Here is a 25,635-nt window from a genome sequence, read left to right on the forward strand (position 1 = left end):
ATTATTTTCCGCCTGTCGCGCACCAGAAACAGTCAGTCGCGACCGATACGGTCATATTCCTTTCTGATTGCTGACGGACGAGTTCAGCATCGCGACATCGCCATCCATGCAAAACAGCCATATCACGGGGCGGTGGCCCCATTTACGAAGAAAGTCACGGCGATGTTCAGGACGATGATGCTGGCGGGGTTGATGGGCGCGACTATGTTGGGCGGCATCGCCCCTGCCTATGCGCAGACTATGGAAAATGGCCGGGGCGATCGCACCGAGCGTTCGGCGCGCGACGGCGACCGTCAACGCGGCGACGCGCAGCGGGGTGGTGTTCAGCGGGTCGATGGGCAGCGCGGGGGCGGGCAGTGGCGGGGCGACAGGCCGCAGCAGCAAGCCCAGACGCAGCCCGTGCAGCGCGATGGCGGTAATGCGCCGCGCTGGCAGGGACGCAGCGACGATCGCGGAGCGCCGGGCCAGCCAGGACCACAGCGGCCAGACCGCCGCTGGGAAAATGATCGCGGGCGGGCCGATGTGAACCGGCCCGATATGAACCGGCCGCAGCCGGGGTCGCAACAGCAGGGCCGCAGCGACGATCGCCGAGGCTGGACCGATAATGACCGCCGCCCGGACCAGCGTGGCGATTGGCGTGACAATCGGCGCGGGTCGGTGAATGGCGGCTGGGCGGCTGGCAACAACTGGGATCGGGATCGGGACCGCAATGGCGGCAACTGGAACAACGGTCGCCGCTTTGACGATCGCACCCGGTGGAGCACGCAGCAGCGGTGGAACAATGGCTGGCGGCAGGACCGGCGCTATGACTGGAACAGCTATCGCAGCCGTTATGGCGATCGTTACCGGTTGGGCGACTATCGAGCGCCGCGTGGGTGGAATTACGGCTATCGGCAATTTTCGGTTGGGATCGTGCTGGACCGATTGCTCTATTCCAACAGCTACTGGCTGAACGATCCATCCAGCTATCGCCTGCCGCCCGCTTACGGCACGCTGCGCTGGGTGCGCTATTATGACGATGCGATGCTGGTGGATATTCGCGACGGATATGTCGTCGATGTGATCCATGACTTCTTTTGGTAACAGCCCTTCCTGAACTGGCCTTCAGGAATCACTGACCCCGGTGCGGTAACGCGCCGGGGTCTTTTCATGGAGCGCGATGCTGTGGCAAAGGCTGCGTCGATGGCTGACGATGATGACGATGGCGGCGCGCCCTCCCCCGCCCGTGCGCGGATTGGCGATGCGGTGCGCGCGCGACTGGACCGCAACCCGATGGTGCAGCGGATCGGCGATGCGCCGGGGTTTGAGATTTACGGGCGGCCCGATTTCCTGAACGCGGAAGAATGCGCGGACCTGCGCGCGGTGATCGATGCAGGCGCGCGGCCTTCGACGCTGTTTTCAGGGAGCGCGAATGCGGACTATCGCACCAGCCATAGCTGCAACCTGACGCCGTGGGATCCGCCGGTTGCGCTGGCGAGCGATCGCATCTGCGCGCTCACTGGCCTGCCATCCGACCATGGCGAGACGTTGCAGGGGCAGCGTTACACGGTGGGCCAGGAATATAAGGTCCATTGCGACTATTTCCCCCCGACCGCCGATTACTGGCAGGCGATGCGCAAGACCGGGGGGCAGCGGACATGGACGGCGATGATCTATCTGTCGCCGGTCGAGGCCGGGGGCGAGACGCATTTTCCCAACTGTGGCTTCATGGTGCCGCCGGTCGAGGGCATGATCCTGATCTGGAACAATCTGGACCGGGATGGCGCGCCCAATGAGAATAGCCTGCACGCGGCAAGGCCGGTCGAGCGTGGCGCCAAATATGTCGTGACCAAATGGTTTCGCGAGCGGCCTTGGACCACCTGAGTTGTCGCGACTGCTGATACACTTTGCGACATAAATGACTGAAAACTGACAGTCGCATTTTCGATCCGTTCAGGCACATAGGCGCATATCCTGTGGCACGGCATAAGAGGAACCAGTCGACGACGACCGGGTTTTCTTCGCCACAATATGGGAGATATAACCATGCGTAAGCTGATCATTCTGGGCCTGTTGGCCGCCACCGTCGCGCCGAGCGTCGCATCCGCTCAATCCTATGGCGAAGCGCGCCGTAGCGAACGCAACCTGCGCCAAGAACAGCGCGACCTGCGTCAGGCGCAGCGTCATGGCGACCGCCGCGACGTGCGCGAGCAACGACGCGATGTGCGCGATGCCCGTCAGGAAGCGCGGGAGGACTGGCGCGATTATCGCCGGAACCATCGCGACGTGTATCGCGGCGGCAACTGGCGCGCGCCATTCCGTTACAGCCAGTGGAATGTCGGGGCGCAACTTCGCCCGGCCTATTATGGATCGCGTTACTATATCAACGACCCCTACCGCTATCGCCTGCCCGCCGTGGGCGCGAACCAGCGCTGGGTACGCCACTATAACGACGTGATGCTGGTCAATGTCCGTACCGGTCGCGTGATGCAGGTGCATCGCAGCTTCTTCTGGTAAGATACAAGAACGGCCCCGGAAATGATCCGGGGCCGTTCCTATAATGCCCCCGATTGGCCGCGCCGCCCGTTGCCGGACGGACGCGGCCGATAGCGCACGCTAGGCGCGCCATCAGTCCGAAAGGGGGGTGGACTGAAGCGGCAAACGCCCTGCCGGGACGATGGTTCCGGCGCCAAGTTGCGCGCCTAGGCGGCGAGTGCCTGCGCGATCAATTTACGGCTGTTGGCGACGCCGTAGAGGGCGATGAAGCTGCCCATGCGTGGCCCCTGATCCGCGCCCAGCAGCGTCTGGTACAAGGCCTTGAACCAGTCGCGCAGTTCGGCAAAGCCGAACGCGTCATCCTTGCCGATGGCATAGACGATATTCTGGATATCCTCCGCCGTGGGATCGGCGGGGAGTGCGGCGAGTTGGGCGTCGAGCTGGCGCAGGGCCGCAGCCTCATTTTCCGTGGGCGCACGGCGTTGGAGCGTCGGCGCGACGAAATCGCGATGATAGGCCATGGCATAGCCGATCAGCGCGTCGAGTTCGGGATAGGTCTGCGCCGATGCGTCCGGGACATAGTTGGCCAGATAGCCCCAGACCTGTTCGCGCGTCGCTTCGCCCATCACGCCGACCAGATTGAGCAGCAGGCTAAACGTCACCGGCAGCTTGCCTTCGGGCAGCTTGCCGTCATGGACGTGGTGGACCGGGTTGCCCAATTGCTGCTCAATCGCCTGCGTCGGGTAGTTGACGCGGAACTGCCAATAATCGTCCACCGCGCGCGGGATGACGCCCATGTGCAGTTGCTTGGCCTTTTTGGGTTCGCGATAGGCGTAGAAGGACAGGCTTTCCTGCGGCCCATAGGTCAGCCATTGTTCGAGGCTGAGACCATTGCCCTTGGATTTGGAGATTTTCTCGCCCTTTTCGTCGAGGAACATCTCATAATTAAAGCCTTCGGGCGGGCGGCCACCCAGAGCGCGGCAGATTTTCGAGCTTTGCGTGACCGAATCGATCAGATCCTTGCCCGCCATTTCATAATCGACGCCCAGCGCATACCAGCGCATCGCCCAGTCGACCTTCCATTGCAGCTTGGCCGCGCCCGACAGAATCGAGTGTTCGACCATCTCGCCCTCATCTTCATAGCGGACGATTCCGGCTTCTGCGTCAATCACCTCGATCGGCACCTGAAGAACGATGCCGCTCTTCGCGCTGATCGGCAGGACGGGCGAATAGGTTGCCTGCCGTTCCTTGCGCAGGGTCGGCAGCATGATGTCCATGATCGCGGAATAGCGCCGCAGCACCTGACGCAGGGCGTCGTCGAACACGCCCGCACGATATTCCTGCGTCGCGGACACAAATTCATAGTCGAAGCCGAAGCGGTCGAGAAATTCGCGCAGCATCGCATTGTTATGATGGGCGAAACTTTCGAACTTTTCGAACGGGTCGGGCACCTGCGTCAGCGGCTTGCCCAGATGCTGCGTCAACATCGCCTGATTGGGGACGTTATCGGGCACCTTGCGCAGGCCATCCATATCGTCGCTGAACGCCACCAGCCGCGTGGGAATGTCCGACAAGGCATGAAAGGCGTTGCGCACCATCGTCGTGCGCAGCACTTCGTTGAACGTGCCGATATGCGGCAGCCCTGATGGACCATAGCCGGTTTCAAACAGGATATGCCCTTTGTCGCCCGCGCCGTTGGGATAGCGCTTCAACAGCTTGCGGGCTTCCTCATAAGGCCAGGCTTTGGACGCGAGGGCGGCGGTGCGGAGGGTGTCGGACAGGATCATGCAAAAGCCCCTAGCCTCGGACAGGGTGAAAAGAAACTGGGTTGATGGCGAAACAACCCTGTGAATCGCTCGCGCATTTAGAGTAGATTAACCCTATAAGTGGATAATCGCTGTTCAGGAGGCTCCATGCACGTCTTGCGCAACCGCGAACGCATCATCGTCGACATACCCATCGTCATCACGACGGTACTGGACTGCCTGGAAGGCGCGATCGTGGATTTGAGCGAGGGCGGCGCGCAGGTGGTCGGTTGCACCCTGCCCGCAGGGTCGCAGTGTCAGATCGATCTGGACGGTCATGTCACGTTCGGCACGGTGCGCTGGTCCGAAGAGGATCGGATGGGCATCCGCTTTCCCTATGAGATGACCGACGGCCCGTTGTTCGACAAGCTGGAACAGGCCCGTGCTGCGTTGCGGGCGCCCGCCCCCTTCCAACCCCGCGTGCGCCCCGCGCAAGCGATGGCGGGTGGCAGCGGTTTTGGCGGTGGTAGTTTCGGCGGTGGCGGTTTCGGCCGTCGGACTGGCTGAAACAGGTTTTCCTTTTGTTCCCGTTCGCTTAAAGCCGACGGGTGATCGACCCCGCTTCCCTGCCTGCCCTGCACGCCAGCCATGGCGGGATCTGGCTGTCCGATGAGGGGCAGACACGCGAAGTGGCCAAGGGTCGCGCGATTGCGCGGGCGGCGGAAACGCCGGTTCTGCTGCTCAATGCGCCGTTGACTGGCCAAAGACTTGGCTATCCCGATCTCAATGGCCTGGACCTGCTGGAATTTTGGGCCTTCATCCACCCGGCCCGGTTTCTGGTGCCTACACCCAAAGGGCTGGCCGCCGCGCTGGGCCTGCCTGCGCCGACGAGCGAGGGGGAGATTCCGCGCCTGCTTCAGACGGCGACGCAGGCGATGCTCGATCGATTAGCGTCATCCGACTGGGCCGAACGGGAGGGCGGATGGACCGCCGCGCAGGGGCTGCACCGGCTGCGCTGGGCATGGGCGCCATTGGTGGCGCAACGGATCGCGCGCCCGGCCGAAGCGGAACGATGGCTGTTTTCCAAATTGCCCGAATGGGAAGAGACGCAGCCCCGCCCCGCCCCGCGCACGGTGTCGCTGAACGATGCGCAGGTGCTGGAACGGCTGGACATGCTGACGGGGCAAGGGGCGGAACCACGCCCCGGCCAGCGCGCCTATGCCACCGCCGCCATCGTTGCTTTTCGTCCACGGGCGCATCGCGACCAGCCCAATATGCTGCTGGCCGAAGCGGGCACGGGCATTGGCAAGACGCTGGGTTATCTGGCCCCGGCCTCGCTTTGGGCAAAGGAAGCGCAGGGGACGGTGTGGGTATCAACCTATACCAAGGCGCTGCAACGGCAGCTTGATCGCGAATCGCTGCGGCTGTTCCCCGATGCGGCGGTCGCGGCCAAGCGGGTGGTGGTGCGCAAGGGGCGGGAAAATTACCTGTGCCTGCTCAATCTGGAAGATGCGTTGCAGGGCGGCTTTACCGGGCGGGCGGCGATATTGGCGCAACTGGTCGCGCGCTGGGCCGCGTTCAGCAAGGATGGCGACATGGTGGGCGGCGACCTGCCCGGATGGCTGCCCACGCTGTTCCGGCGCAACGGATCGACGGCACTGACCGACCGGCGGGGCGAGTGCATCTATGCCGGATGCCCACATTACCGCAAATGCTTCATCGAACGGTCGGCGCGCGCGTCCGCCGACGCCGACATCGTCATCGCCAATCATGCGCTGGTGATGATCAATGCGGCGCGCGGACGTGAAACCGGACAGCGGCCGCAACGCATCATCTTCGATGAAGGGCATCATCTGTTCGATGCGGCCGATTCGACATTCTCCGTCGCGCTGTCGGGGCAGGAGACGATCGAGCTGCGTCGGTGGATCATGGGACCGGAGGGCGGGTCGCGCGGGCGCAGGCGGGGACTCGCGGCGCGCCTGTCGGATCTGGCCAGCTATGACGAGGAAGGCGGCGAAGCGATCCGCGCCGCTGCCGAAGCTGCGCTGGCGCTTCCCGCCGACGAGTGGTTGAAGCGGGTGGTGGCGGGTGAGCCGTTCGGACCGCTGGAAGCGCTGCTCGCCGCCGTGCGCGGCACCGTCTATGCGCGTGCCGCCGACGCGGGCGAAGCGGATGCGGGCTATGGGCTGGAAACCGAGCTGGCCGAACCGGACGGGCCACTGGTGGAGGCAGCGCAGGAAGCGGCGCTTGCGCTCGACGCGCTGCTGCGGCCGCTCACCCGCCTGTCGCGCAGGCTGGAAGCGGTGATCGAGGATGCGCCCGACTGGCTGGACGGCGCGGCGCGGGCCCGGATCGAGGGGGCGGTGGCGTCGCTAGGCTGGCGGCGCGATCTGATCGCGGCATGGCTGGCGCTGCTGGCGCGGATCGGCGGTCCGGCGGACCCCGACTATGTCGACTGGATGACGCTCGACCGGATCGAGGGGCGCGAATATGACATCGGCATCCACCGCCATTGGCTGGACCCCAGCCGTCCGCTGGCCGAAGCGGTGTTGAAACCCGCGCAGGGGGTGATCGTCACCTCCGCAACGCTGAAAGGCGGCGGCGAATGGAGCAATGCCGAAAGCCGCAGCGGCGCGAGCCATTTGCCGCAGGGGGCCGCGCGGTTCGAGGCGGCCAGCCCGTTCGATTATGCGGCGCGCGCGCAGGTGCTGATCGTCACTGACATCAAGCGGGGCGATATTGCGGCGCTGTCAGGCGCCTATGGCCGGTTGATCGAGGCGTCGGGCGGTGGGACATTGGGGCTGTTCACTGCGATCCGGCGGCTGCGCGCGGTCCATGCGCGTATTGCTGATCGGCTGGCGCGCGCAGGGTTGCCGCTTTACGCGCAGCATGTCGACCCGATCGACACCGGCACGCTGGTCGATATTTTTCGTGATGATCCGCGCGCTTCGCTGCTGGGAACCGACGCCTTGCGGGACGGCGTGGATGTGCCGGGCCATTCGCTGCGGCTGGTGGTGATGGAGGGGGTGCCATGGTCGAAGCCCACGGTGCTGCATGCCGCCCGGCGCTTGGCCGCCAGTAAACAGCGGGGCGGCGGCAATGCCTATGACGACCGACTGATTCGCGCGCGGCTGGCGCAGGCGTTCGGGCGGCTGATCCGGCGGGCGGAGGACAGGGGCAGTTTCGTCATCCTGTCCGCCGCGATGCCCAGCCGCCTGCTGAGCGCCTTTCCCCCCGGCACGCCGATCCGCCGCGTGACGCTGGACGAGGCGATCATCGCCGTCAGTGCGCCTGTTCGCGACGAAATGTTGGGCGAACCGCTTGGCGCGCCAGCCGCTTTGGGGCATCAGGGGGTCGAATCCGGCTTGCCCGATCAGGAGTGATAATGAAGCGGCTGACCCTGTTGCGCCATGCCAAGTCGGACTGGGACGATCCGGTGTCCCGCGATTTCGACCGGCCGCTCAACCGCCGTGGCGAAAAGGCGGCGATGTTGATGGGGCAGTTCGCCAAGTCGCGGAAAATGCAGTTCGACATGCTGGTCGCATCGCCCGCCGTGCGCGTGGTCGAAACGCTGGAGACGTTTTTTCAGGGCTTTGGTCAGGTGCTGGACGCGCATTGGGACCGGCGCATCTATCTGGCCTCCTCCGCCACTTTGTTCGATGTCGTGCGCGATTTGCCCGACAGTGTGAACAGCGTGCTGCTGGCGGGGCATAATCCGGGGCTGGAGGAATTGATCCTCGACTTCGTGCCTGACGATGGCGCAAGCCAGTCACGCGAGGATGTGGAGGCAAAGTTTCCGACCGCGAGCATCGCCGTGCTGGACCTGCCGATCAATAGCTGGCGCGCGGCGAAGGAAAATATCGCGATGCTGGCCAGCTTCACCCGGCCACGCGATCTGGACCCTGCGCTGGGGCCGGAAACGCGCTGAACGAGGCGGAGCGATGACGCCGATCATATGGCGGCGCGCCACGGTGGAGGATGCGCCCGCGCTATCCATTCTGGGCGCGGCGACATTTCTGACCAGTTTCGCGTCCGATCATCCGGGGTCGGCACTGATTGCCCATATCCGCAAGGCGCATCATGAGGACTGGTATCACGCCGCGCTGTCCGACCCGGCGCAATGGGTGGTGATCGGGGAGACGCCGCTGGGCGCGCCGGTCGGCTATGCGATCCTGACGCCGCCCGACCTGCCGATTGATACCGACCCGGCGCACGATGTCGAACTCAAGCGCGTCTATCTGCTGCATGGATGGCAGGGCGGCGGGCATGGCGACACGGTGATGACGCTGGTGCTGGACGAAGCGCGGCGGCGCGGGGCGCTGCGCCTGCTATTGGCGGTCTATCCGCGCAATGAACGCGCGCGCCGTTTTTATGCGCGGCATGGCTTTGCGCATGTCGGCGAGCTGACCTTCATGGTGGGGGACGTGCCGTTCCGCGACCTGATCTATGCGCGGCCGCTGTAGCGGATCATGCACCCAGCGCGCGGGCCAGATCGGCGCGAATGCTTTCGAGGCGGGGCAGCAACGTTTCGGCCTGCGCAGCCGGGCCAGTGTCGATGGCTGCGCCACTGGTCACGCCCAGCGCCTTTTGCGCGCCCTTGACCGTGAAGCCTTCCACATTGAGCAGCGCGTTGATGCGATGGGCCAGCGCAACATCGTCAGGCCGGTAATAGCGGCGATTGCCCGACCGTTGCAGCGGGCGCAGTTGGGGGAAACGCGTTTCCCAATAGCGCAGGATATGCTGGGGCAGACCAAGCTCGCCCGCCAGCTCGCTAATGGTCAATAATGCACCCTCGGCTTTTTTCATGACAATGATGTTGCACATGGAAATATGCGAAGGTCAACCATGTGCAATGAATGACTAACCGGAGAAAAAGCATAAATGCGCAAGTGTCAGCGCCACGGCCGCACGTATCGATGCAAAGCCGTAAGTGGTGATCCCAACGGGATTCGAACCCGTATCGCTGCCGTGAAAGGGCAGTGTCCTAACCGTTAGACGATGGGACCACATGCTGAGGCCGACCAGGCGGCGCTGCGAAGCGAAGGCGGCATTAGGAGGCGACTTGCCCCCGGTCAACCCCTTTTTGCGTCACAGAAATACAAGCTGGCTCAATCGATCCAGGCCGCATCCTCCAGATGCAGTTCGGCGGCGGGGCGGTTGCCCCAATCGTCGATCTTCACCCGGCCCGCGACCCACAAGCGGCGATCGCGGGGCGCGGCCAATATTGCTTGCCCAAGGTCCGTCTCCGCCTTGCGAAAGGCGATGGTCTTGATCGATCGCCCGTCCGCGCCCGCCATGATCGCGCGCAGATGGCCGTTGCCCACCACATCCGCCTTCACCACGCGCATCGGCCCGGCAGCGATCAGCGGCGCGGGCCAGCCAGCACCATAGGGACCGCCCGCCTCGATCGCGGCGACGAAATCGGGGTTCACGCCCGATGGCGCCAGCACCGCGTCGAGCAGCAGGGCGCGGTCGTCGCGGGCGCGGGCGACGGAGGCGGACAGGCGTTCGTCCAGATAATCGGCCAGCGCGTCGATCTTGTCCGCCGCCACGGTCAGCCCGGCCGCCATCGCATGGCCCCCTCCCGCGATCAGCAGGCCGCTGTCCTTGGCGGCCATCACCGCCGCGCCCAGATCGACGCCGGAGATGGAGCGGCCCGACCCCTTGCCCACGCCATCCTCGTCCAGCGCGATGACGATGGCCGGGCGGCCCGCCGCTTCCTTGATACGGCCAGCTACGATGCCGATGACGCCGGGGTGCCAGCCTGCCCGCGCGATCACCGCGACGGCGCGATTGCCCTGCGCCGCGAGCAGTTCCTGCGCCTGTTCCTGCACGCTCGATTCGATCGCGCGCCGTTCCTCATTATATTGTTCCAGTTGCGCGGCGATCTGGGCAGCCTCCAGCGGGTCTTGCGTCGTCAGCAATCGCACGCCCAGGTCCGCCTGCCCCACGCGCCCGCCAGCATTGATGCGCGGGCCAAGCGCGAAGCCCAGATCGTGGCACAGCGGCGCACGCGTCAGGCGGCTGCCGTCGATCAGCGCGGCGAGGCCGATATTGGCGCGCTTCGCCATCACCTTCAGCCCCTGCGCCACGAAGGCGCGGTTGAGGCCGCGCAGTTGCGCCACGTCGGCCACGGTGCCCAGCGCCACGATGTCGAGCAGGGCCATGAGATCAGGCACGGCGCGGCTTGCAAACCAGCCACGCCCGCGCAACACCCGCACCAGCGCCGCGCCCAGCAGGAAAGCGACGCCGACCGCCGCCAGATGGCCATGGGTCGCGGCCTCTTCCCCCTCGTCCAGCCGGTTGGGGTTTACGAGTGCGAGTGCGGTGGGCAGGGCGGCGGAGCATTTATGATGATCGACCACCACGACATCGACGCCCGCCCGCGCCGCCATGTCGAGCGCGTCGAACGCCTGCGCCCCGCAATCGACGGTGACGATCAGGCTGGCTCCCTCCCCCGCCAGCCGCACCAGTGCTTCGCCCGACGGGCCATAGCCCTCCATCAACCGATCGGGGATATAGGGGCGGGCAGTCAGGCCCAGATCGCGCAGCAGGCGTATGAGCAGCGCGGCGCTGGTCGCGCCATCCACGTCATAATCGCCGAATATGCGCACATCTTCCTGGCGCTCCACGGCATCGGCGAGGCGTTCGGCGGCAACGTCCATGTCGCGAAACAGGCTGGGGTCGGGCATGAAGGCGCGGATGGTGGGGTTGCGATGCGCCTCCACCGCGTCGCGCGTGCAACCGCGCGCCATCAGCAATTGCGTCACCAGATCGTCGGGCATGTAGCCCGGTTCGCGGGCGTCCGCCCCCTGTCCGCGCCATTTCCATGGCTGGCCGGTGATGGAGCGGGCAACGTCGAGTGCAAATGTCATGGTGTCGCTTTAGAGCGGGGCGCGAGCGGAAGAAAGCGTCATGCCGTCACAGCTTATTGTCCCCCGGCGGGAACCGATGCAACTGTTTGGGCGTATGGAAACTTTGTCGGGCATGGTGGTGGCTGGCGTCGTAAAGGGGCATGGCAGCATTATGAGTAGAAGACAGGCGCATCATGTGCGGCACATGCTGGGTCTGATCCTCGCTGCAACATCCCCCCTGCCACTGATGGCGCAAACTGCAACGCCGCCATCCAATCCTGCCCTTCCCTCTGATGCTTCGGCCAGCGAAGAGCCGATCGTGCCAGACGATCAGTTCGAAGCGCGCCTGCCCAAGGTCGAGGGCGCTACACCGCAATCCTCCGCCGCTTCCGCCCCGCTGCCCTCGATCGATAGCTGGATCGACCAGCAAATGCCGCAAACCGGCACGACGACGGAATTGCCCCCGGCCACCGAACCGGCGCAGGAGCGGGAACTGGCCCAGCCGCTGCCCGCGCTGGACAGCGTGACCGTGCCTGCCAACGTCGCCGACGACGATACGCCAGAGACCAAGCAGCCCGACATCCGCTATGCCACCAGCATCGACGGGTTCGGCAAGACCGAGCTGGAAGACGAGTTCCGCGCCGAATCCGCGCTCATCAAGGGTAAGGGCAAGGCGGAGACCGCCGCCATGGTGCAGGCTCGCGCGAACGAGGATGAGAAGCTGGCCGTGCGGCTTTTCTATTCGCAGGGCTATTATGATGCGACCGCGCTCGCCTCGCTCGACCAGAATGGCGATGGCACGTTGAAAGCCGTGGTGTCGGTAACGCCGGGCAAGCGTTATACGCTGGCACAGATTATCGTAAATGCAGGTCCGACCGTGCCGCCAGACCTGGCACGCAACAGCCTGCCGCTCAAGACGGGCGATCCGATCGTCGCGACACTGGTCGAGGGGGCGGAGGCGAATGTCGCACTGCGCCTGCCCGAACAGGGCTATGCCTTTGCCAAGATCGGCGACCGCGACATATTGCTCGATGCCAAAACGGTGACGGGCGACTATACGCTGCCGGTCGATACCGGGCCGCGCGGCACGTTTCGCAAGATCACCACCAGCGGCGACAATCAGGCGTTCGGCGCGGATCATATGGAAGTGATCCGCCGCTACAAGCCGGGACAGGTCTATGACAGCCGCAAGGTGGATGACCTGCGCAAGGCGCTGGTGGCGACGGGGCTGTTTTCCAGCGTATCGGTCGATCCGGTGAAGACTGGCGAGCCGGGACCGGACGGGACCGAATATGTCGATCTGCACGTCGATCAGGAAGCCGGGCCGCCACGCACGCTGGCGGGTGAGGCCGGTTATGGTACGGGTCAGGGCTTTCGCGCGGAAGCGACATGGACCCATCGCAATCTGTTTCCGCCCGAAGGCGCGCTGATCGGCAGCGTGATCGCGGGCACGCAGGAACAGGGCGTGTCGGGCACGTTCCGCCGGTCGAACGCGGGCAGGCGCGACAAGACGTTTCAGGCAGGCGCGTCGATCAATCACCAGAATTACGCCGCCTATGAAGCGTTTACCGCAGGCCTGAACATGAGTTGGGCGCGCCAGTCCACGCCGATCTTCCAGAAACGCTGGACCTATACCTATGGCGCGGAAATCCTGTTGTCGAACGAACAGACGACGGTGGACGCGGCGACCGGGGCGCAGGATCGCCGGACCTATTTCATCGGCGCGCTGCCAGTGCAGGTGGGCTATGACCGGTCCAACGACCTGCTCAATCCCACGAAGGGCTTCCGCGCCAATTTGCGCGTGTCGCCCGAAGCATCGTTGCAGGGCAATGTGTCGCCCTATGTGCGCAGTACGTTCGACCTGACCGGCTATTTCCCCATATCCGACGCACTGGTCATCGCCGGGCGCACGCGGCTTGGCACGATCAGCGGCACGTCGCGCGACAATCTGCCGCCATCACGGCGCATCTATGCCGGGGGTGGCGGGTCCGTGCGCGGCTATGGCTATCAGGAACTGGGACCAAAGGACGTGAACGCAGACCCGATCGGCGGCCGGTCGGTCAATGAATTCGCGGTCGAAACCCGCTATCGCTTTGGCGATTATGGCGTGGTCGCATTTGTGGATGCCGGGCAGGTCTATAACAGTTCGATCCCGCAATTTTCCGACATGCGTTATGGCGTGGGGCTTGGCGGGCGGTTCTACACCAATTTCGGGCCATTCCGCGCGGACATCGCCATGCCGATCAACCGGCAACCGGGCGAATCCAAATTCGCCCTCTACATCGGCATAGGGCAGGCATTTTGATGGCGCAGGACGACGCCCTTCCTTTCGATGGCGAGACTGTCGTAGTCGGCGACAAGCGCCCGATGTGGCAAAAGGTCGCGATCGGCGTCGTCGGCCTGATCGTCGCATTGCTGGTGCTGGCGGGCGGGCTGCTGCTGGGCCTCAACACCCAGCCGGGGAAAAAATTCCTCATCAAGCAGATCGCCGCACTGCAACTGGAATCCGGCATGGGGATAGAGGTCGGGCGGATCGACGGGTCGATCTATAGCGACATGACGATCCACGACCTGATCCTGCGCGATCCCAAGGGCGTGTTTGCGGTGTCGCCGCGCGTCCATGTCGTGTGGAAGCCGTTCCAATATATCAACAAGCATATCGCCGTCAGCCTGCTGGAAACACCGCTGGTCGTGCTGGCGCGCAGTCCGCAGTTCAACCAGACCCCGACCGATCCCAATGCCCCGATCCTGCCCGACCTCGACATCGACGTCGATCGGCTGAAGATCGGCAAATTCGTGCTGGCCAAGCCGGTGATCGGGCAGAAGCGCGAGATCGCCATCGACGGCGTGACCCACATCGCCGATGGCCGCGCCATCCTGTCCGCCGACGCCATCGTGGACAGCGGCGACCGGTTGCAAGCCAGTCTGGACGCAGTGCCGTCGCAAAACCGCCTGTCGATGAAGGGGACGCTGACCGCGCCCAAGGGTGGCGTCATTGCCGCCATGTCGGGCCTGACCGACGGCATGACCGCGACGCTGGATGGCAAGGGGACGTGGCAGGCGTGGGACGGACGCATCGTCGCAACGTCGCCCAAGGGCGAGCTGGCGAACATCGCCTTGGCCGCGCGTGACGGCAATTTCACCGCCAGGGGGCCGGTGCGCCCCGGACTGGTGCTGGCTGGCACGGTCGATCGCCTGACGGCGCCGCAACTGGACGTGGACCTGTTCGCGGGCCTCAACGAACGGCGCGTCAATATCAAGGGGACGTTGCGCTCCCCTGCCCTGTCCGCCGATGCGCAGGGTCTGGTCGATCTGGGCACCAGCCGGTTCAGCGCATTGCGTATCAACGCCGCGCTGCTGACGCCCGGCGCGATCATGGAAAAGGTGCGCGGGCGGGACGTGCGCGCTTCCATCATCCTCGACGGGCCGATGGCGACGCCGTTCATCGACTATGACATCACGGCCAAAGCGATCGCATTCGACGCGACGGGTATCGAAAATCTGAAAGCCAGCGGGCGCGCGGTGATCGACGCCGATCGTATCCGCATTCCCGTCAGCGCCACCGCGACCCGCGTGACGGGTCTCAATGCCGCAGCGGGCGGACTGCTCCAGAATCTGAAAGTGAAGGGCGACTTCGCTTATGCCGGCGGGAAGCTCATCAGCGACAATCTCAAGATCGACAGTGACCGGATCGACGCGACCGCCATCGTTTTGGCCGACCTCGACAATGCCCTGTATCGCGGAGCGCTGAAAGGTCGGGTCAATGATTATAAGATCGATGGCGTCGGCATCGTCAACCTGAACACCGACGTGAAGCTGGTGCCCGGACCCAAGGGCGGCTTTGGCCTGTCGGGCCGGTTCGGGGTGAAAACCGCGCGCTGGGAAAATGCGTCGGTGCGCGACTTCCTGGGCGGCAACGCCATCGCCAGCGGGCGGATCGGCATGACGCCGCAGGGCAGGTTCACGCTCGACGGGTTGAAAGGCGCGGCGCCCAATTTCACCATCCATAGCGGATCGGGCAGTTACGACACCAACGGCCAGGTCGCGTTCGATGCGCGCGCATCCTCCAGACAATATGGCCCGCTGGCGCTGACCGTGCGTGGCACGATGGAACGGCCCCAGGCGGTGCTGCGCGCGGCGCGGCCCAATGTCGGCGTGCAACTGACCGATGTCGTCGCCAGGCTGAATGGCGAGGCGGCGGGCTATCGGCTCGAAACGACGGGTGGGTCGCCCTATGGTCCCTTCTTCGCCAATATCCTGATCCGGTCGGCCAAGGGTCCGTTGACGATCGACGTTACGCGCGCTCGCTTTGCCGGTGTCGATATGGCAGGCACCGTGCAACAAAGCGTGGCGGGGCCGTTCACCGGACAGCTCAGCCTCAACGGATCAGGCATCAATGGCGCTGTACGGCTGGCGGCCGTGGGCAAAGCGCAGGGCGTGGACCTCAACGCCACGGCCAGCAATGCCAAGCTGCCCGGAGACGCCGACATCGTCATCGGTCGTGCGATCGTGAAGGCGAACATGGTCATGACCGACCAGCCGCGTATCGTCGCCGACGCGCAGATCGCAAACGCTGCCTATGGCGACTATGTGGTGCGCACGGCGCGCGCCAAGGTCGATTATCAGGGCGGTCGTGGCAAGGCGCAACTGGTGGCCGACGGGTCGAGCGGCGTGCCCTTCTCCATCGCCGCCAACGCCGCGCTGCGCCCCAATCTCTACGCCGTGGCTTTGCAGGGGAAGGCAGGCAACATCCCCTTCCGCCTCGCCAACCCGGCGATCATCCGCACCGAACCGGCCGGATATCGGCTGGAACCGGCTACGCTGGTGCTGCCACAGGGCAAGGTCGATCTGGCCGGGCGCTTTGGCGACACGACCGCGATGCAGGCGCGGTTCAAGGATTTCGATCTCGCCATCGTCAATCTCGCTTCGCCGGGTCTGGGCATCGGCGGCAAGGCGACCGGGTCGCTGGACTATGCGCAAAAGGGCAGCGGCTTCCCCACCGCCTCCACGCGTCTGGCCATCACCGATTTCCGCCGGTCAAGCCTGACTGCGGTATCCGATCCCGTGTCGATGAGCATGGAGGGCAAATTGTCGAGCGCGGGCGGCGACATGCGCGGGCTTATCCGTCGGGGCAATGCGACGCTGGGCCGCTTCGTCGCCACGCTTGCGCCACCCGGATCGGGCGCGAGTTGGGCCGAGCAGTTGCAGAATGCGCCGCTGGGCGGTGGCATCCGCTATGCCGGGCCAGCCGACGTGCTCTTTTCCTTCGCGGGACTGGCCGATCAGCAGTTGAGCGGCGGACTGGCGCTGGCGGCTGATTTTAGCGGACGGCTGGCCCATCCACGCGTCAACGGAATCGCGCGCGCCAATGCGCTGACCTATAACAATGAAACATTCGGCACCCGCGTCACGCAGATGAAGCTGGATGGCCGTTTCACCAACGATCGGCTCGACATTCGCGACTTTTCCGGGCGCGCGGGCGACGGCACTGTACAGGCGTCCGGCACAGTCGGCCTGGCCGCCGACAGCGGCTTCCCCATGAACATCGCGGTCAAGATGGACCGCGCGCGTCTGGCCCGGAGCGAGGACATCACCAGCGTCGTGAGCGGGACAATGGCCATTACCAATGACAAGGCCAATGGCGGGCTTATCAAGGGCGACCTGTCGCTGCCCGAAACCCGCTATCGCTTCGCCTGGCAGGGCGGCACGGAAATCCGGCAGTTGCAGGGCGTCCGGCGCAAGAGTGACGGCACCGATCCCCTCGCCCAGCGGATCGCCGCGCGGCAGACGGCGGCCAAGCCAGCCGACTGGAAACTCGACATTCGCGTGCGGGCGGACAATGAAATTTACGTCACCGGCATGGGATTGGATTCCGAATGGAAAACCAACATGCGCGTGACCGGCACCACCGCCAATCCGCGCGTCATCGGCAAGCTGGAATCGATCCGGGGCCGCTACAGCTTTTCAGGCAAGCAGTTCGATCTGGAGCAGGGCGTCATCACATTTAACGGGCCGATGCTGAACCCGGTGCTGGCGATCAGGGCGACGACGCGGGTCGATACCGTGACCGCAGGCATTCAGGTGAGCGGGTCGGCACAACAGCCCGACATTGCCTTCATCTCCACGCCCACCCTGCCACAGGACGAGATCCTCTCACGCATCCTGTTCGGGGACAATGTCGCCAACCTGTCGCCGATGCAGGCGGTGCAACTGGCGGCGGCGCTTAACGGCCTGCGCGGCGGTAGCGGCGGGCTGAACCCGATGGGCAAGTTGCAGGGCGCGTCGGGCATCGACCGCATCGGCATCGTCGGGGGTGACGATACGACCGGGCGCGGGACTTCGCTTGCGGTGGGGCAGCATATTTCGAACAATATCTATGTCGAAGTGCTGACCGATTCGCGCGGCTTCACCGCTACGCAACTGGAGATCGCGCTGTCCAAGACGCTGAGCATCCTGTCGAAGACCGGCACCAACGCCGGGTCGTCGGCAAACCTGCGCTATTCGAAGGATTATTGAGGGTGCGGCACGGGTAGAGTGGACGTATGGATGCTTGCCTGTGCCTCAGACAGGCATCAATATGATCGCAGTGATGCTTTGATGAATGGCAAAACCCAGACTTTCATAAAGCGCGATCGCGCCCTTGTTTGTTGCGTAGCAGTGCAGAAACGGAATCTCGCCGCGATCGAGCATTCGTGACGCGATGACGCGCATGAGATATCCGGCATAGCCACGGCCGCGATAATCGGGATGGCAACATACCCCGCTCAGTTCCGTATAGCCGCCGGGCTTCATCCGCTCGCCTGCCATCGCGACAAGATTGCCATCATGTTTGATGCCGATGAAATGGCCGAGACGATGCGTGTGCCTGGCAAAGGGACCAGGCTGGGTCAGCGTCGCAAGCGCCAGCATCGCGGCGGCATCGTCATCGCCCAAATCGCAGAACGCGCAATCCCGGCCGCCGGGGATAACCGATCGCGCGATCATCTGAACGCACTCAGCGCTTTTAGCGATCGTCCAGCCAGGGGGTGGTGTCGGCTGCCGCTTTTCCATCAGCCATAATGCGTTGCAATCAGGCAGGGAGACGAGCGTGGCCAGCCCTTCGGCGGGATGACGAGACGCGGCGAACGGCCCATATTCCGGCGCGAAACGCAGGCCATGTTCATCGCCCTCCGCCAACGCCGCCTGCCGTCCCGTAAGTGCATGCCAAACCGGCCGATCAAGCACATCGGCCGGTGGCATGGGGATCAATGGTGACATGCTTGCCGTTAGTCCTCGACCTGCCGCACCGTGATCGACTGGGCGTTCATCATGCCGCCGCCGAAGATGGTCATGAAGGCGATGTCGGTCGCGTCGCGGCCTGCGGCGATGCGGACCATGGTTTCTACGGGCGCAAGGCCGGTCGCATCGACCAGATGCCATGCACCATCGAGCCAGACCTCCACCACCGCATGGAAATCCGGCGGGTCTAGGCCGAGGGCATAGACCGATACCAGACGCGCCGGGATGTCGCGCGAACGGATCAGCGCGGCGGTAAGATGGGCGTAGTCGCGGCACACACCCTGTTGCGCGACGAAGGTGTCGGCGGCGGTGGTCGAACCATCGGAACTGCCCGATACATAGGCCAGATTGTCATGGACCCAATCGACCAGTGCCTGCACCAGCGCGCCGCCCTCCAGATCGGGGAAGTGGCCGCCCACGAAGCTGGTGAACCGGTCGGCCTCGCAATAGCGGCTGGGCCAGATGAAGGGCAGCACTTCTTCGGGCAGGCTGGGGAGCGGACTGGTTTGGAGCATAGAAAGATCGACCGTTGGGCGATCGACATCGACGGTCGAACGGTAAGTGCTGACCATCCGGCCAACCCCGGTGCGTGTCCAGGTGCGTCGCCCGATACCGCTGCCGCCGCGCTTGTTCGTCAGCGGCCCGGCGTTGTTGATGATATGCGATTGCGCCACGATCCGCTGGTCAGGCATCGCGGCCGCCTCCACCGCCAACAGGACGTCGGCTGGCTCGGGGAAGTCATAGTCCAGTATCGCCTCGATCTCGACGCGCATTGCGGTGGGTCTTTCCAATGGGAAAAGGATGGGGAGACGCGCGACAGACTTTTCCGAATCCTGTCGACGTTGCAGGCAAGCATTGCTGGCGCGCAGGCACTGCACAAGAGGCCCGATGGGGCAGTCGCACCAGATGATCGTTTATTTCGCGCGCCACTAACCGCCTGTTGCTCCGGATCAGGCAGTCACCCCAATCCAAAGATCGACGCGGCCCGGACGGTAAAAGGCCCGCTGCGATCGGTGTCGCGGCGGGCCTTTTCGGTGCGTGAAGCGAAAGGCGGACGAACCTTACACCATGCCATGCCCGACTGATCCGGCCGGGCGGGCGTTTGGCGTCTCAGTCGTCATCATCCTCCGCTTCGGGTCCGGCCATCAGCGCTTCGGCAACCACTTCGGTCTTGCCCCGGATCGCCTGTTCCAGACGATCCGCCATTTCGGGATGCGCTTTCAAAAATGTCTTGGCGTTCTCACGACCCTGACCGATGCGGACGGAGTCATAGGAGAACCAGGCGCCCGATTTCTCGACGATACCTGCCTTCACACCCAGATCGAGGATTTCGCCCAACTTGGAGATACCCTCGCCATACATGATGTCGAATTCGACCTGCTTGAAGGGCGGCGCAACCTTGTTCTTCACCACTTTCACGCGGGTCGCATTGCCGACGATATCGTCGCGATCCTTGATCTGGCCAGTGCGACGAATGTCGAGACGGACCGAAGCGTAGAATTTGAGCGCATTGCCGCCGGTCGTGGTTTCCGGGTTACCGTACATCACGCCGATCTTCATGCGCACCTGGTTGATGAAAATCACCATGCACTTGGAGCGCGAGATGGAGCCGGTCAGCTTACGCAGCGCCTGGCTCATCAGACGGGCCTGAAGACCGACATGGCTGTCGCCCATCTCGCCCTCGATTTCCGCACGCGGCACCAGCGCTGCGACCGAATCGATCACCAGCACGTCGATCGCATTGGACCGCACCAGCGTATCCACGATTTCCAGCGCCTGCTCACCCGTATCAGGCTGCGACACGATCAGTTCGTCGATGTTGACTCCCAGCTTCTTGGCATAGCCCGGATCAAGCGCATGTTCGGCGTCCACGAAAGCAGCAGTGCCGCCATTCTTCTGCGATTCGGCGATGACATGCAGCGCCAGCGTGGTCTTGCCCGAGCTTTCCGGCCCGTAAATCTCGATAATCCGGCCCTTGGGCAGGCCGCCGATGCCGAGCGCGATGTCGAGACCCAGCGAACCGGACGAGATCGCTTCGATCTCGATCTTCTCCCGGCTGCCCAGCTTCATTGCGCTGCCCTTGCCGAAGGCGCGGTCGATCTGCGCGAGCGCCGCGTCCAATGCTTTCTGTCTGTCCATTGTCCCGTTCTTCTTGGAATCGATGAGTGAGAGCATTGCGGTCATCAGCCTACCTCCTGTCAAGCGGAGCCACCGAATCCATCGGCGTCTTGGGCATGATGTATCCTCTTTGTTCTACCAGAACAAGAGGGGAACGGAAATTTCCTATTCCGCGTTTAATATTTTTCCCAGCGCGCGTTCGACCGCGCCGATGGTGAAGGGCTTGGCGAGTGTCGGGCGGGCCGCGTGGGTGGGAGGCAGATCGTCAGCCATGCCGCCGGTCGCGAACACGAACGGCACGCCCCTGTCGGCCAATATGTCTGCGACAGGCCAGCTTTTCTCACCCTGAAGATTGCAATCGACCAGCGCCGCGTCGAACCCGCCTTCGCGTGCATGGGCGCAGGCTTCGTCCACGCTGGCGGCCACGGCATGCAGCCTGTAGCCCAGCGCATCGAGATAATCTTCCAGCATCATGCCGATCATCGCTTCATCTTCGACGATCAAAATACTCTTGGCTTCGGGCATGCCCACTGGTCCTCTGTTTTACACGCTTTATCCGCTACCGTATCGATCGCCGCTTGCCCAGCCCTATCGCCTTGATCGAGCGCAAGCGTCAGTCCGCAGCAGGCCGCGTCGCCAGCGCGTCGCGTGCCGCTTCGGCCAACTGGCTGACGGAAAAGGGCTTTGGCAGGAAAGCGACGTTGGCGATGTCGATCGACTTGCGCAATTGTTCCTCGGCATAGCCGGACATGAACAGCACCGGCAGGTCGGGGTGCGCGCGCCGGGCATGGGCGACCATGGTGGGGCCGTCCATATTGGGCATGACGACATCGGATATGAGCAGGTCGATGGCAACGTCGCCGGCCAGCACCTCCAGCCCCTGCTCCCCATCGGAGGCGGTCAGCACGGTGTAGCCCTGCCGCGCCAGCGCGCGTTCGGCGACGGCGCGGACCATATCCTCATCCTCCACCAGCAGGATCGTGCCGGTGCCCCATGTCTCGGCACGCTTGACCGGCACCTTGACCGGCGCGGGAAGCGCCGCGTCGGCCCCGGCATAGACGGGCAGGTAGATGACAAAGCTGGCCCCGCGCCCCAATTCGGATTCGGCAAAGATATAGCCGCCCGACTGTTTGACGATGCCATAGACGGTGGACAGGCCAAGTCCGGTTCCCTTGCCCAATTCCTTGGTCGTGAAAAAGGGTTCGAAGATTTTCGACAATATGTCGGGCGGGATGCCAAGGCCGGTGTCCGACACGCGCAGCGCGGTATAGTCGCCCACCGGCAATATCTGCTGGCGCATTTCGCGCACCTTGATCGCGGGGACGCCATAGGTCTGGATATTGACGGTGCCGCCTTCGGGCATGGCGTCGCGGGCGTTGACCGCCAGGTTGACGATGACCTGCTCCAGCTGGCCGGGGTCGGCACGAATTGCGCCCAGATTGCGCCCATGGCTGACGTCCAGCTTCACATTTTCGCCCAGCAGGCGTTTGAGCAGGTTGGACACGTCGGCAACGATATCGGGCAATTGCAGGATTTGCGGACGCAACGTCTGCTGGCGCGAGAAGGCGAGCAATTGTCGCGTCAGCCCGGCCGCGCGGTTGCTGTTCGACTTGACCTGCTGGATGTCGTCATAATCGCTGTCGCCGGGCGTATGGCGCATCAGCATCAGGTCGCAATGGCCGATGATGGCGGTCAAAATATTGTTGAAATCATGCGCGACGCCGCCCGCCAGCTGGCCGATCGCCTGCATCTTGGTCGCCTGCGCCACCTGCCGCTTGAGCTTGGATTCCTCGCTATTGTCCTTGAGCGACAGCAGTACCGCCGCCTCGCCCAGACCGCGCACGCCTGCCAGGCTGAGCGCGATCGGCTCGTCGGGCTGGTCGCGCATGCGCACGGCGATGTCGCCGGACATTTGCGGCCCCACGGCAAAGCGGCGCACCGCGTCGGCCACCGCCGCCTGATCTTCGCGCACCACAAGATCGCCGGGATAGCTGGGCTTGTCCCCGGATTTGATGCCAGCCACACGGGCAAAGGCATTGTTGACGAACAGCACGCGCCCGTCGCGGTCGGCCATGGCGAGGCCGAAAGGCAGCAGCGAGAGCAGGGTTTCGATGTAGGACAGCGCGGACGTGCCACCACCGCCCGCCGGTTCGTCGATCAGCAGCAGCAGCATCGGGCCGTCCTGCGCATTGGATTGTGCGCCGTTCAGCGTGCCGACGGGCTGGATCGCGCGCTTCAACGGCACCTGCAACAGGCGCAGCGGCAGGCCGCCCTGCTCCTCCCGCGCCAGGAACAGTCGCCCCTTGTCATCTACGCGCATATGGGCGGCGAAGTCGCGCCCGGTGATGTTCGCGTCGATCCGTCCGGCCGCGCGCAGCAGGAACGCGCCATTGGCAGCGCGGATGCGCCCTTCCCCGCCGATCATGACGGCCATGATGCCTGCTTCGCCCATCTGCCGCCCGGCTTCGCCAGTCAGGAAGCGATGCACGTCGTCCAGCGCGCTGGGCTGGCGGACGGGGGTGAAGCGCCAGAGCAGATAATCCTCCGACCGACCCGTCCGCGCAATGTCGATGTCGAGCCGCAACGCGCCCTGCGCCACGCCCTCCACCCGCGCTTCGCCATCGCGCCATGCGGCGCGGGCGGCGGCAGACAGGCTTTCGGTCAAAGCTGCATCGCCCGATACGCCGGGCGGGGTGGGAAAGCCTGCAAACCATTCGCCGAACAGGTCGCTGGCGCACACCAGCCGCCCGCCGCGATCAGTTACGGCGATCGCCATGCTGGATGCGTCGGCGGCGGCGCGGGCCACGGTCCAGTCCGGCACTGCTTCGCCAGCGACCGCCTCCGCAGGATAGAGCCGCCGGAACCATGACATAAGGGCCGCGATCGTCAGGGTGGCGGCAGCGAAACCGGCGGCCAGTGGCCAGCTGCCAGTCGCGTGGATCAGCAGGCCCGCCGACACCAAAGCCGCGACCAGCAACAGTGGCAGGGCGATCCGCGACGTGGGCTGCGTCGCCCAGGCATCCTGTGTGCTATTTGCCCGCGCGGCCATGACCGGCCCTTACCCCCTGCATTAACACCGAAATCCGACGCGCCGACCGTCAGACCGGAGCGACTTCCTCCAATGCGCTGCTTTCATGGATCTTGCCAATCCTCAATTTACGCGCCTGCCATTTGCGGCCCATGCGATGCCGCCAGAACCAGTCGGCGATGACATAGCCGACGATCGCCGACACGACGGATATGATCGCGAGGCCCAGCAGCATAGCGGGCGCGGCTTCGGACACCAGCCAGGCGGTCCATTGACCGATCGACGCATGACCATCGACCAGCGCCATGAAGCCCGACGCGTCGGCGCTGCGCCCCAGCATCCAGTTGCCGATATAAACCGACGCCCACAATATGAGCGGCGTGGTGGCCGGATTGGACAGAAAGGTCATGGCGGCGGCGACCGGGATGTTCGCGCGAAACGGCAGCGCCAGCAGAGCGGCCCCCGCAATCTGGATGCCGGGGATCAGCAGGAATATCCCAACGAACAGCCCCAGCGCCACGCCACGCGGCACCGAACGGCGCGTAAAGCGCCATAGCGACGGTTCCAGCACACGATGCGCGACGGGCGCAAGGCAACGGCTATTTTCCAGCGATTCGCGCGTCGGGGCATTGGCGTGCCACCAACGGACCAGACGCCCGCGATGCTCGCCATGACTCATTACCCGTGCGCCTTCATGATGCGCTGCTGATCGCGCTTCCAGTCACGATCCTTGATGACGTCGCGCTTGTCGTGGTTCTGCTTTCCCTTGGCCAGCGCCAGTTCGATCTTGGCCCGGCCTTGGCTGTTGAAATAGATCATCAGCGGGACCAGAGTCATGCCCTTGCGCGACACGGCGCTGTGCATCTTTTCGATTTCGCGTTCATGCAGCAACAGCTTGCGGGGACGTTTGGGTTCGTGATTCTCGCGGTTGCCATGGCTATATTCGGGGATGTTGCTGTTCACCAGGAACACCTGCGTGCCCTTAACCTCGGCATAGCTTTCGGCGATATTGCCCTCGCCACCGCGCAACGCCTTCACCTCCGTGCCTTGCAGGGCAATGCCTGCTTCGAACACGTCCTCGATAAAATAATCGAACTTCGCGCGCCGGTTTTCGGCGACGATCTTCTTCTTGTCGAAAGTGGCGGTACGGGGGCGGGCCATGACAGTCTAACTACTCACTTCACTATATGGGGCCACGACATATGGGCCACCGGCCACGACTTTACACGAGGCCTGCAATTTCCAGCGCGCGTTCCACCGCCGCCCGGCTTGATTCCGATGGCCAGGTGATCGGCAGACGCAGATCGCCGGGCATGTCGGGCCGTATGCGGGTGAGCGCATATTTGACCGGGCCAGGTGAAGAATCGCTGAACAGAGCGTCGTGCAGGGGATAGAGACGATCCTGCAACGCCAATGCGCCATCCCAGTCATGGGCCGCGCACGCCGCCTGAAACTCCGCGCACAAACGCGGCGCGACGTTGGCGGTGACGGAAATGCACCCTTTGCCACCCATGGCGTTGAACCCCAGCGCAGTTTCGTCATTCCCCGACAACTGGCAGAAATCCGGGCGGCAGGCGAGCCGTTGCGCGGTGACCCGCCCCAGATTCCCGGTCGCGTCCTTGATCCCGACGATCGTCTGATAGGCTTCGGACAGGCGATGGATCACCGGCACGCCGATGTCGGTAATGGTGCGGCTCGGCACATTATACAGGATGATCGGCAGGTCGCAGCGTTCGGCCAGATAGGCGAAATGCTGATAGACGCCATCCTGATTGGGCTTGTTATAATAAGGCGCGACCACCAGCGCAGCGTTGGCGCCAGCGCCCTGCGCCGCATACATATGGTCGAGCGCGATGCGCGTGTCGTTGGACCCGCAACCCGCGATCACCGGCACGCGGCCCGCTGCCTGATCGACGCAGATGGCGATGACCCGGTTATGCTCCTCCACCGTCATGGTCGCGCTCTCGCCGGTCGTGCCGCAGGGGACGAGCGCGCTCGATCCTTCCGCGATTTGCCAGTCCACCAGTGCGCGGAAAGCGGCCTCATCGACCATTCCGTCGCGAAACGGGGTCACCAGAGCCGGAATCGAGCCGGAAAACATGATTAAACTCCTTCAATTCTCCGGGCGGCCGGGGCA

At 64.2% G+C, this 25,635-nt stretch carries 20 protein-coding genes and 1 tRNA gene; 9 read left to right on the top strand and 12 right to left on the bottom strand.

Annotation, left to right across the window (positions count from 1 at the left end; genetic code table 11):
• Positions 1 to 177 precede the first annotated feature (177 nt).
• The 3 genes from WA070_RS12175 to WA070_RS12185 all read left to right on the top strand — a co-directional run bounded on the left by WA070_RS12175 (position 178) and on the right by WA070_RS12185 (position 2,496).
• A complete protein-coding gene (locus WA070_RS12175; protein ID WP_422634270.1) occupies positions 178 to 1,083 on the top strand; it encodes an RcnB family protein in 906 nt (301 codons plus the stop codon).
• A gap of 99 nt (positions 1,084 to 1,182) precedes the next feature.
• On the top strand, positions 1,183 to 1,863 hold the full coding sequence (locus WA070_RS12180; protein ID WP_422634188.1) for a prolyl hydroxylase family protein: 681 nt from the start codon (positions 1,183 to 1,185) through the stop codon (positions 1,861 to 1,863).
• 162 nt (positions 1,864 to 2,025) lie between these two features.
• Positions 2,026 to 2,496, top strand: a complete 471-nt coding sequence (locus tag WA070_RS12185; protein WP_422634189.1) for an RcnB family protein — start codon at positions 2,026 to 2,028, stop codon at positions 2,494 to 2,496.
• Positions 2,497 to 2,681: 185 nt separating this feature from the next.
• Here the strand turns inward: WA070_RS12185 and WA070_RS12190 are convergent, their stop codons facing one another.
• The gene (locus WA070_RS12190; protein WP_422634190.1) at positions 2,682 to 4,262 is read right to left on the bottom strand and encodes a lysine--tRNA ligase; all 1,581 of its coding nucleotides are present in this window, start codon (positions 4,260 to 4,262) and stop codon (positions 2,682 to 2,684) included.
• Between the two features lie 126 nt (positions 4,263 to 4,388).
• On the opposite strand from WA070_RS12190, the gene WA070_RS12195 reads away from it, so the two are divergent.
• From WA070_RS12195 to WA070_RS12210, 4 genes are read left to right on the top strand one after another with little or no spacing between them, the layout of a single operon-like run.
• Positions 4,389 to 4,787 carry a PilZ domain-containing protein gene (locus WA070_RS12195; RefSeq protein WP_422634191.1) on the top strand — a complete coding sequence of 133 codons (399 nt, stop codon included), beginning with the start codon at positions 4,389 to 4,391 and terminating at the stop codon, positions 4,785 to 4,787.
• Positions 4,788 to 4,828: 41 nt separating this feature from the next.
• A complete protein-coding gene (locus tag WA070_RS12200) occupies positions 4,829 to 7,603 on the top strand; it encodes an ATP-dependent DNA helicase (protein ID WP_422634192.1) in 2,775 nt (924 codons plus the stop codon).
• A 2-nt stretch (positions 7,604 to 7,605) separates the two neighbouring features.
• Complete coding sequence (locus tag WA070_RS12205; protein ID WP_422634193.1) at positions 7,606 to 8,148, top strand: SixA phosphatase family protein; 543 nt, start codon at positions 7,606 to 7,608, stop codon at positions 8,146 to 8,148.
• Between the two features lie 13 nt (positions 8,149 to 8,161).
• Entirely contained in the window at positions 8,162 to 8,683 is a 522-nt protein-coding gene (locus WA070_RS12210; protein WP_422634194.1) for a GNAT family N-acetyltransferase, read from the top strand.
• Between the two features lie 4 nt (positions 8,684 to 8,687).
• On the opposite strand, the gene WA070_RS12215 is transcribed toward WA070_RS12210, so the two are convergent.
• The 3 genes from WA070_RS12215 to recJ form a co-directional block, all read right to left on the bottom strand.
• Positions 8,688 to 9,026 carry a MerR family transcriptional regulator gene (locus WA070_RS12215; RefSeq protein ID WP_422634195.1) on the bottom strand — a complete coding sequence of 113 codons (339 nt, stop codon included), beginning with the start codon at positions 9,024 to 9,026 and terminating at the stop codon, positions 8,688 to 8,690.
• Between the two features lie 125 nt (positions 9,027 to 9,151).
• Positions 9,152 to 9,226 (bottom strand) — tRNA-Glu (locus WA070_RS12220).
• A gap of 102 nt (positions 9,227 to 9,328) precedes the next feature.
• The gene (recJ, locus tag WA070_RS12225) at positions 9,329 to 11,095 is read right to left on the bottom strand and encodes a single-stranded-DNA-specific exonuclease RecJ (RefSeq protein ID WP_422634196.1); all 1,767 of its coding nucleotides are present in this window, start codon (positions 11,093 to 11,095) and stop codon (positions 9,329 to 9,331) included.
• Between the two features lie 151 nt (positions 11,096 to 11,246).
• On the opposite strand from recJ, the gene WA070_RS12230 reads away from it, so the two are divergent.
• Entirely contained in the window at positions 11,247 to 13,379 is a 2,133-nt protein-coding gene (locus WA070_RS12230; RefSeq protein ID WP_422634271.1) for a BamA/TamA family outer membrane protein, read from the top strand.
• Positions 13,379 to 17,590, top strand: coding sequence for a translocation/assembly module TamB domain-containing protein (locus WA070_RS12235; protein ID WP_422634197.1), 4,212 nt, complete (start codon positions 13,379 to 13,381; stop codon positions 17,588 to 17,590). Before WA070_RS12230 ends, WA070_RS12235 begins: the two co-directional genes overlap by 1 nt.
• Positions 17,591 to 17,635: 45 nt before the next feature.
• Here the strand turns inward: WA070_RS12235 and WA070_RS12240 are convergent, their stop codons facing one another.
• From WA070_RS12240 to dapA, 8 genes are all read right to left on the bottom strand, one after another.
• On the bottom strand, positions 17,636 to 18,331 hold the full coding sequence (locus WA070_RS12240) for a GNAT family N-acetyltransferase (protein WP_422634198.1): 696 nt from the start codon (positions 18,329 to 18,331) through the stop codon (positions 17,636 to 17,638).
• An 8-nt stretch (positions 18,332 to 18,339) separates the two neighbouring features.
• Positions 18,340 to 19,125 (bottom strand): transglutaminase-like domain-containing protein, encoded by a 786-nt coding sequence (locus WA070_RS12245; RefSeq protein WP_422634199.1) that lies wholly within the window; start codon positions 19,123 to 19,125, stop codon positions 18,340 to 18,342.
• A 337-nt stretch (positions 19,126 to 19,462) separates the two neighbouring features.
• Positions 19,463 to 20,536: a recombinase RecA gene (gene recA, locus WA070_RS12250; RefSeq protein WP_422634200.1), complete on the bottom strand. Its 1,074-nt coding sequence runs from the start codon at positions 20,534 to 20,536 to the stop codon at positions 19,463 to 19,465.
• Between the two features lie 99 nt (positions 20,537 to 20,635).
• Positions 20,636 to 20,995, bottom strand: a complete 360-nt coding sequence (locus WA070_RS12255; protein WP_422634201.1) for a response regulator — start codon at positions 20,993 to 20,995, stop codon at positions 20,636 to 20,638.
• Between the two features lie 88 nt (positions 20,996 to 21,083).
• Positions 21,084 to 23,519: an ATP-binding protein gene (locus WA070_RS12260; RefSeq protein WP_422634202.1), complete on the bottom strand. Its 2,436-nt coding sequence runs from the start codon at positions 23,517 to 23,519 to the stop codon at positions 21,084 to 21,086.
• 49 nt (positions 23,520 to 23,568) lie between these two features.
• A complete protein-coding gene (locus WA070_RS12265) occupies positions 23,569 to 24,177 on the bottom strand; it encodes a DUF2062 domain-containing protein (protein ID WP_422634203.1) in 609 nt (202 codons plus the stop codon).
• A complete protein-coding gene (smpB, locus tag WA070_RS12270) occupies positions 24,177 to 24,659 on the bottom strand; it encodes an SsrA-binding protein SmpB (protein ID WP_422634204.1) in 483 nt (160 codons plus the stop codon). Before smpB ends, WA070_RS12265 begins: the two co-directional genes overlap by 1 nt.
• A gap of 61 nt (positions 24,660 to 24,720) precedes the next feature.
• Positions 24,721 to 25,599 (bottom strand): 4-hydroxy-tetrahydrodipicolinate synthase, encoded by an 879-nt coding sequence (gene dapA / locus WA070_RS12275; protein ID WP_422634205.1) that lies wholly within the window; start codon positions 25,597 to 25,599, stop codon positions 24,721 to 24,723.
• Between the last annotated feature and the right edge of the window lie 36 nt (positions 25,600 to 25,635).

The organism is Sphingobium sp. (assembly GCF_049304695.1).
Taxonomy (GTDB): Bacteria; Pseudomonadota; Alphaproteobacteria; order Sphingomonadales; family Sphingomonadaceae; genus Sphingobium.

Bases quoted from the DNA above. Each gene is read 5' to 3' on its own strand.
- WA070_RS12180 (WP_422634188.1), top strand. From the start codon at position 1,183: ATGGCTGACGATGATGACGATGGCGGCGCGCCCTCCCCCGCCCGTGCG.
- WA070_RS12190 (WP_422634190.1), bottom strand. From the start codon at position 4,262: ATGATCCTGTCCGACACCCTCCGCACCGCCGCCCTCGCGTCCAAAGCC.
- WA070_RS12210 (WP_422634194.1), top strand. From the start codon at position 8,162: ATGACGCCGATCATATGGCGGCGCGCCACGGTGGAGGATGCGCCCGCG.
- recA (WP_422634200.1), bottom strand. From the start codon at position 20,536: ATGACCGCAATGCTCTCACTCATCGATTCCAAGAAGAACGGGACAATG.
- WA070_RS12265 (WP_422634203.1), bottom strand. From the start codon at position 24,177: ATGAGTCATGGCGAGCATCGCGGGCGTCTGGTCCGTTGGTGGCACGCC.
- WA070_RS12235 (WP_422634197.1), top strand. From the start codon at position 13,379: ATGGCGCAGGACGACGCCCTTCCTTTCGATGGCGAGACTGTCGTAGTC.
- WA070_RS12230 (WP_422634271.1), top strand. From the start codon at position 11,247: ATGAGTAGAAGACAGGCGCATCATGTGCGGCACATGCTGGGTCTGATC.
- WA070_RS12195 (WP_422634191.1), top strand. From the start codon at position 4,389: ATGCACGTCTTGCGCAACCGCGAACGCATCATCGTCGACATACCCATC.
- WA070_RS12245 (WP_422634199.1), bottom strand. From the start codon at position 19,125: ATGCGCGTCGAGATCGAGGCGATACTGGACTATGACTTCCCCGAGCCA.
- WA070_RS12255 (WP_422634201.1), bottom strand. From the start codon at position 20,995: ATGCCCGAAGCCAAGAGTATTTTGATCGTCGAAGATGAAGCGATGATC.
- WA070_RS12260 (WP_422634202.1), bottom strand. From the start codon at position 23,519: ATGGCCGCGCGGGCAAATAGCACACAGGATGCCTGGGCGACGCAGCCC.
- WA070_RS12205 (WP_422634193.1), top strand. From the start codon at position 7,606: ATGAAGCGGCTGACCCTGTTGCGCCATGCCAAGTCGGACTGGGACGAT.
- WA070_RS12185 (WP_422634189.1), top strand. From the start codon at position 2,026: ATGCGTAAGCTGATCATTCTGGGCCTGTTGGCCGCCACCGTCGCGCCG.
- recJ (WP_422634196.1), bottom strand. From the start codon at position 11,095: ATGACATTTGCACTCGACGTTGCCCGCTCCATCACCGGCCAGCCATGG.
- smpB (WP_422634204.1), bottom strand. From the start codon at position 24,659: ATGGCCCGCCCCCGTACCGCCACTTTCGACAAGAAGAAGATCGTCGCC.
- WA070_RS12215 (WP_422634195.1), bottom strand. From the start codon at position 9,026: ATGAAAAAAGCCGAGGGTGCATTATTGACCATTAGCGAGCTGGCGGGC.
- WA070_RS12175 (WP_422634270.1), top strand. From the start codon at position 178: ATGCTGGCGGGGTTGATGGGCGCGACTATGTTGGGCGGCATCGCCCCT.
- WA070_RS12240 (WP_422634198.1), bottom strand. From the start codon at position 18,331: ATGTCACCATTGATCCCCATGCCACCGGCCGATGTGCTTGATCGGCCG.
- dapA (WP_422634205.1), bottom strand. From the start codon at position 25,599: ATGTTTTCCGGCTCGATTCCGGCTCTGGTGACCCCGTTTCGCGACGGA.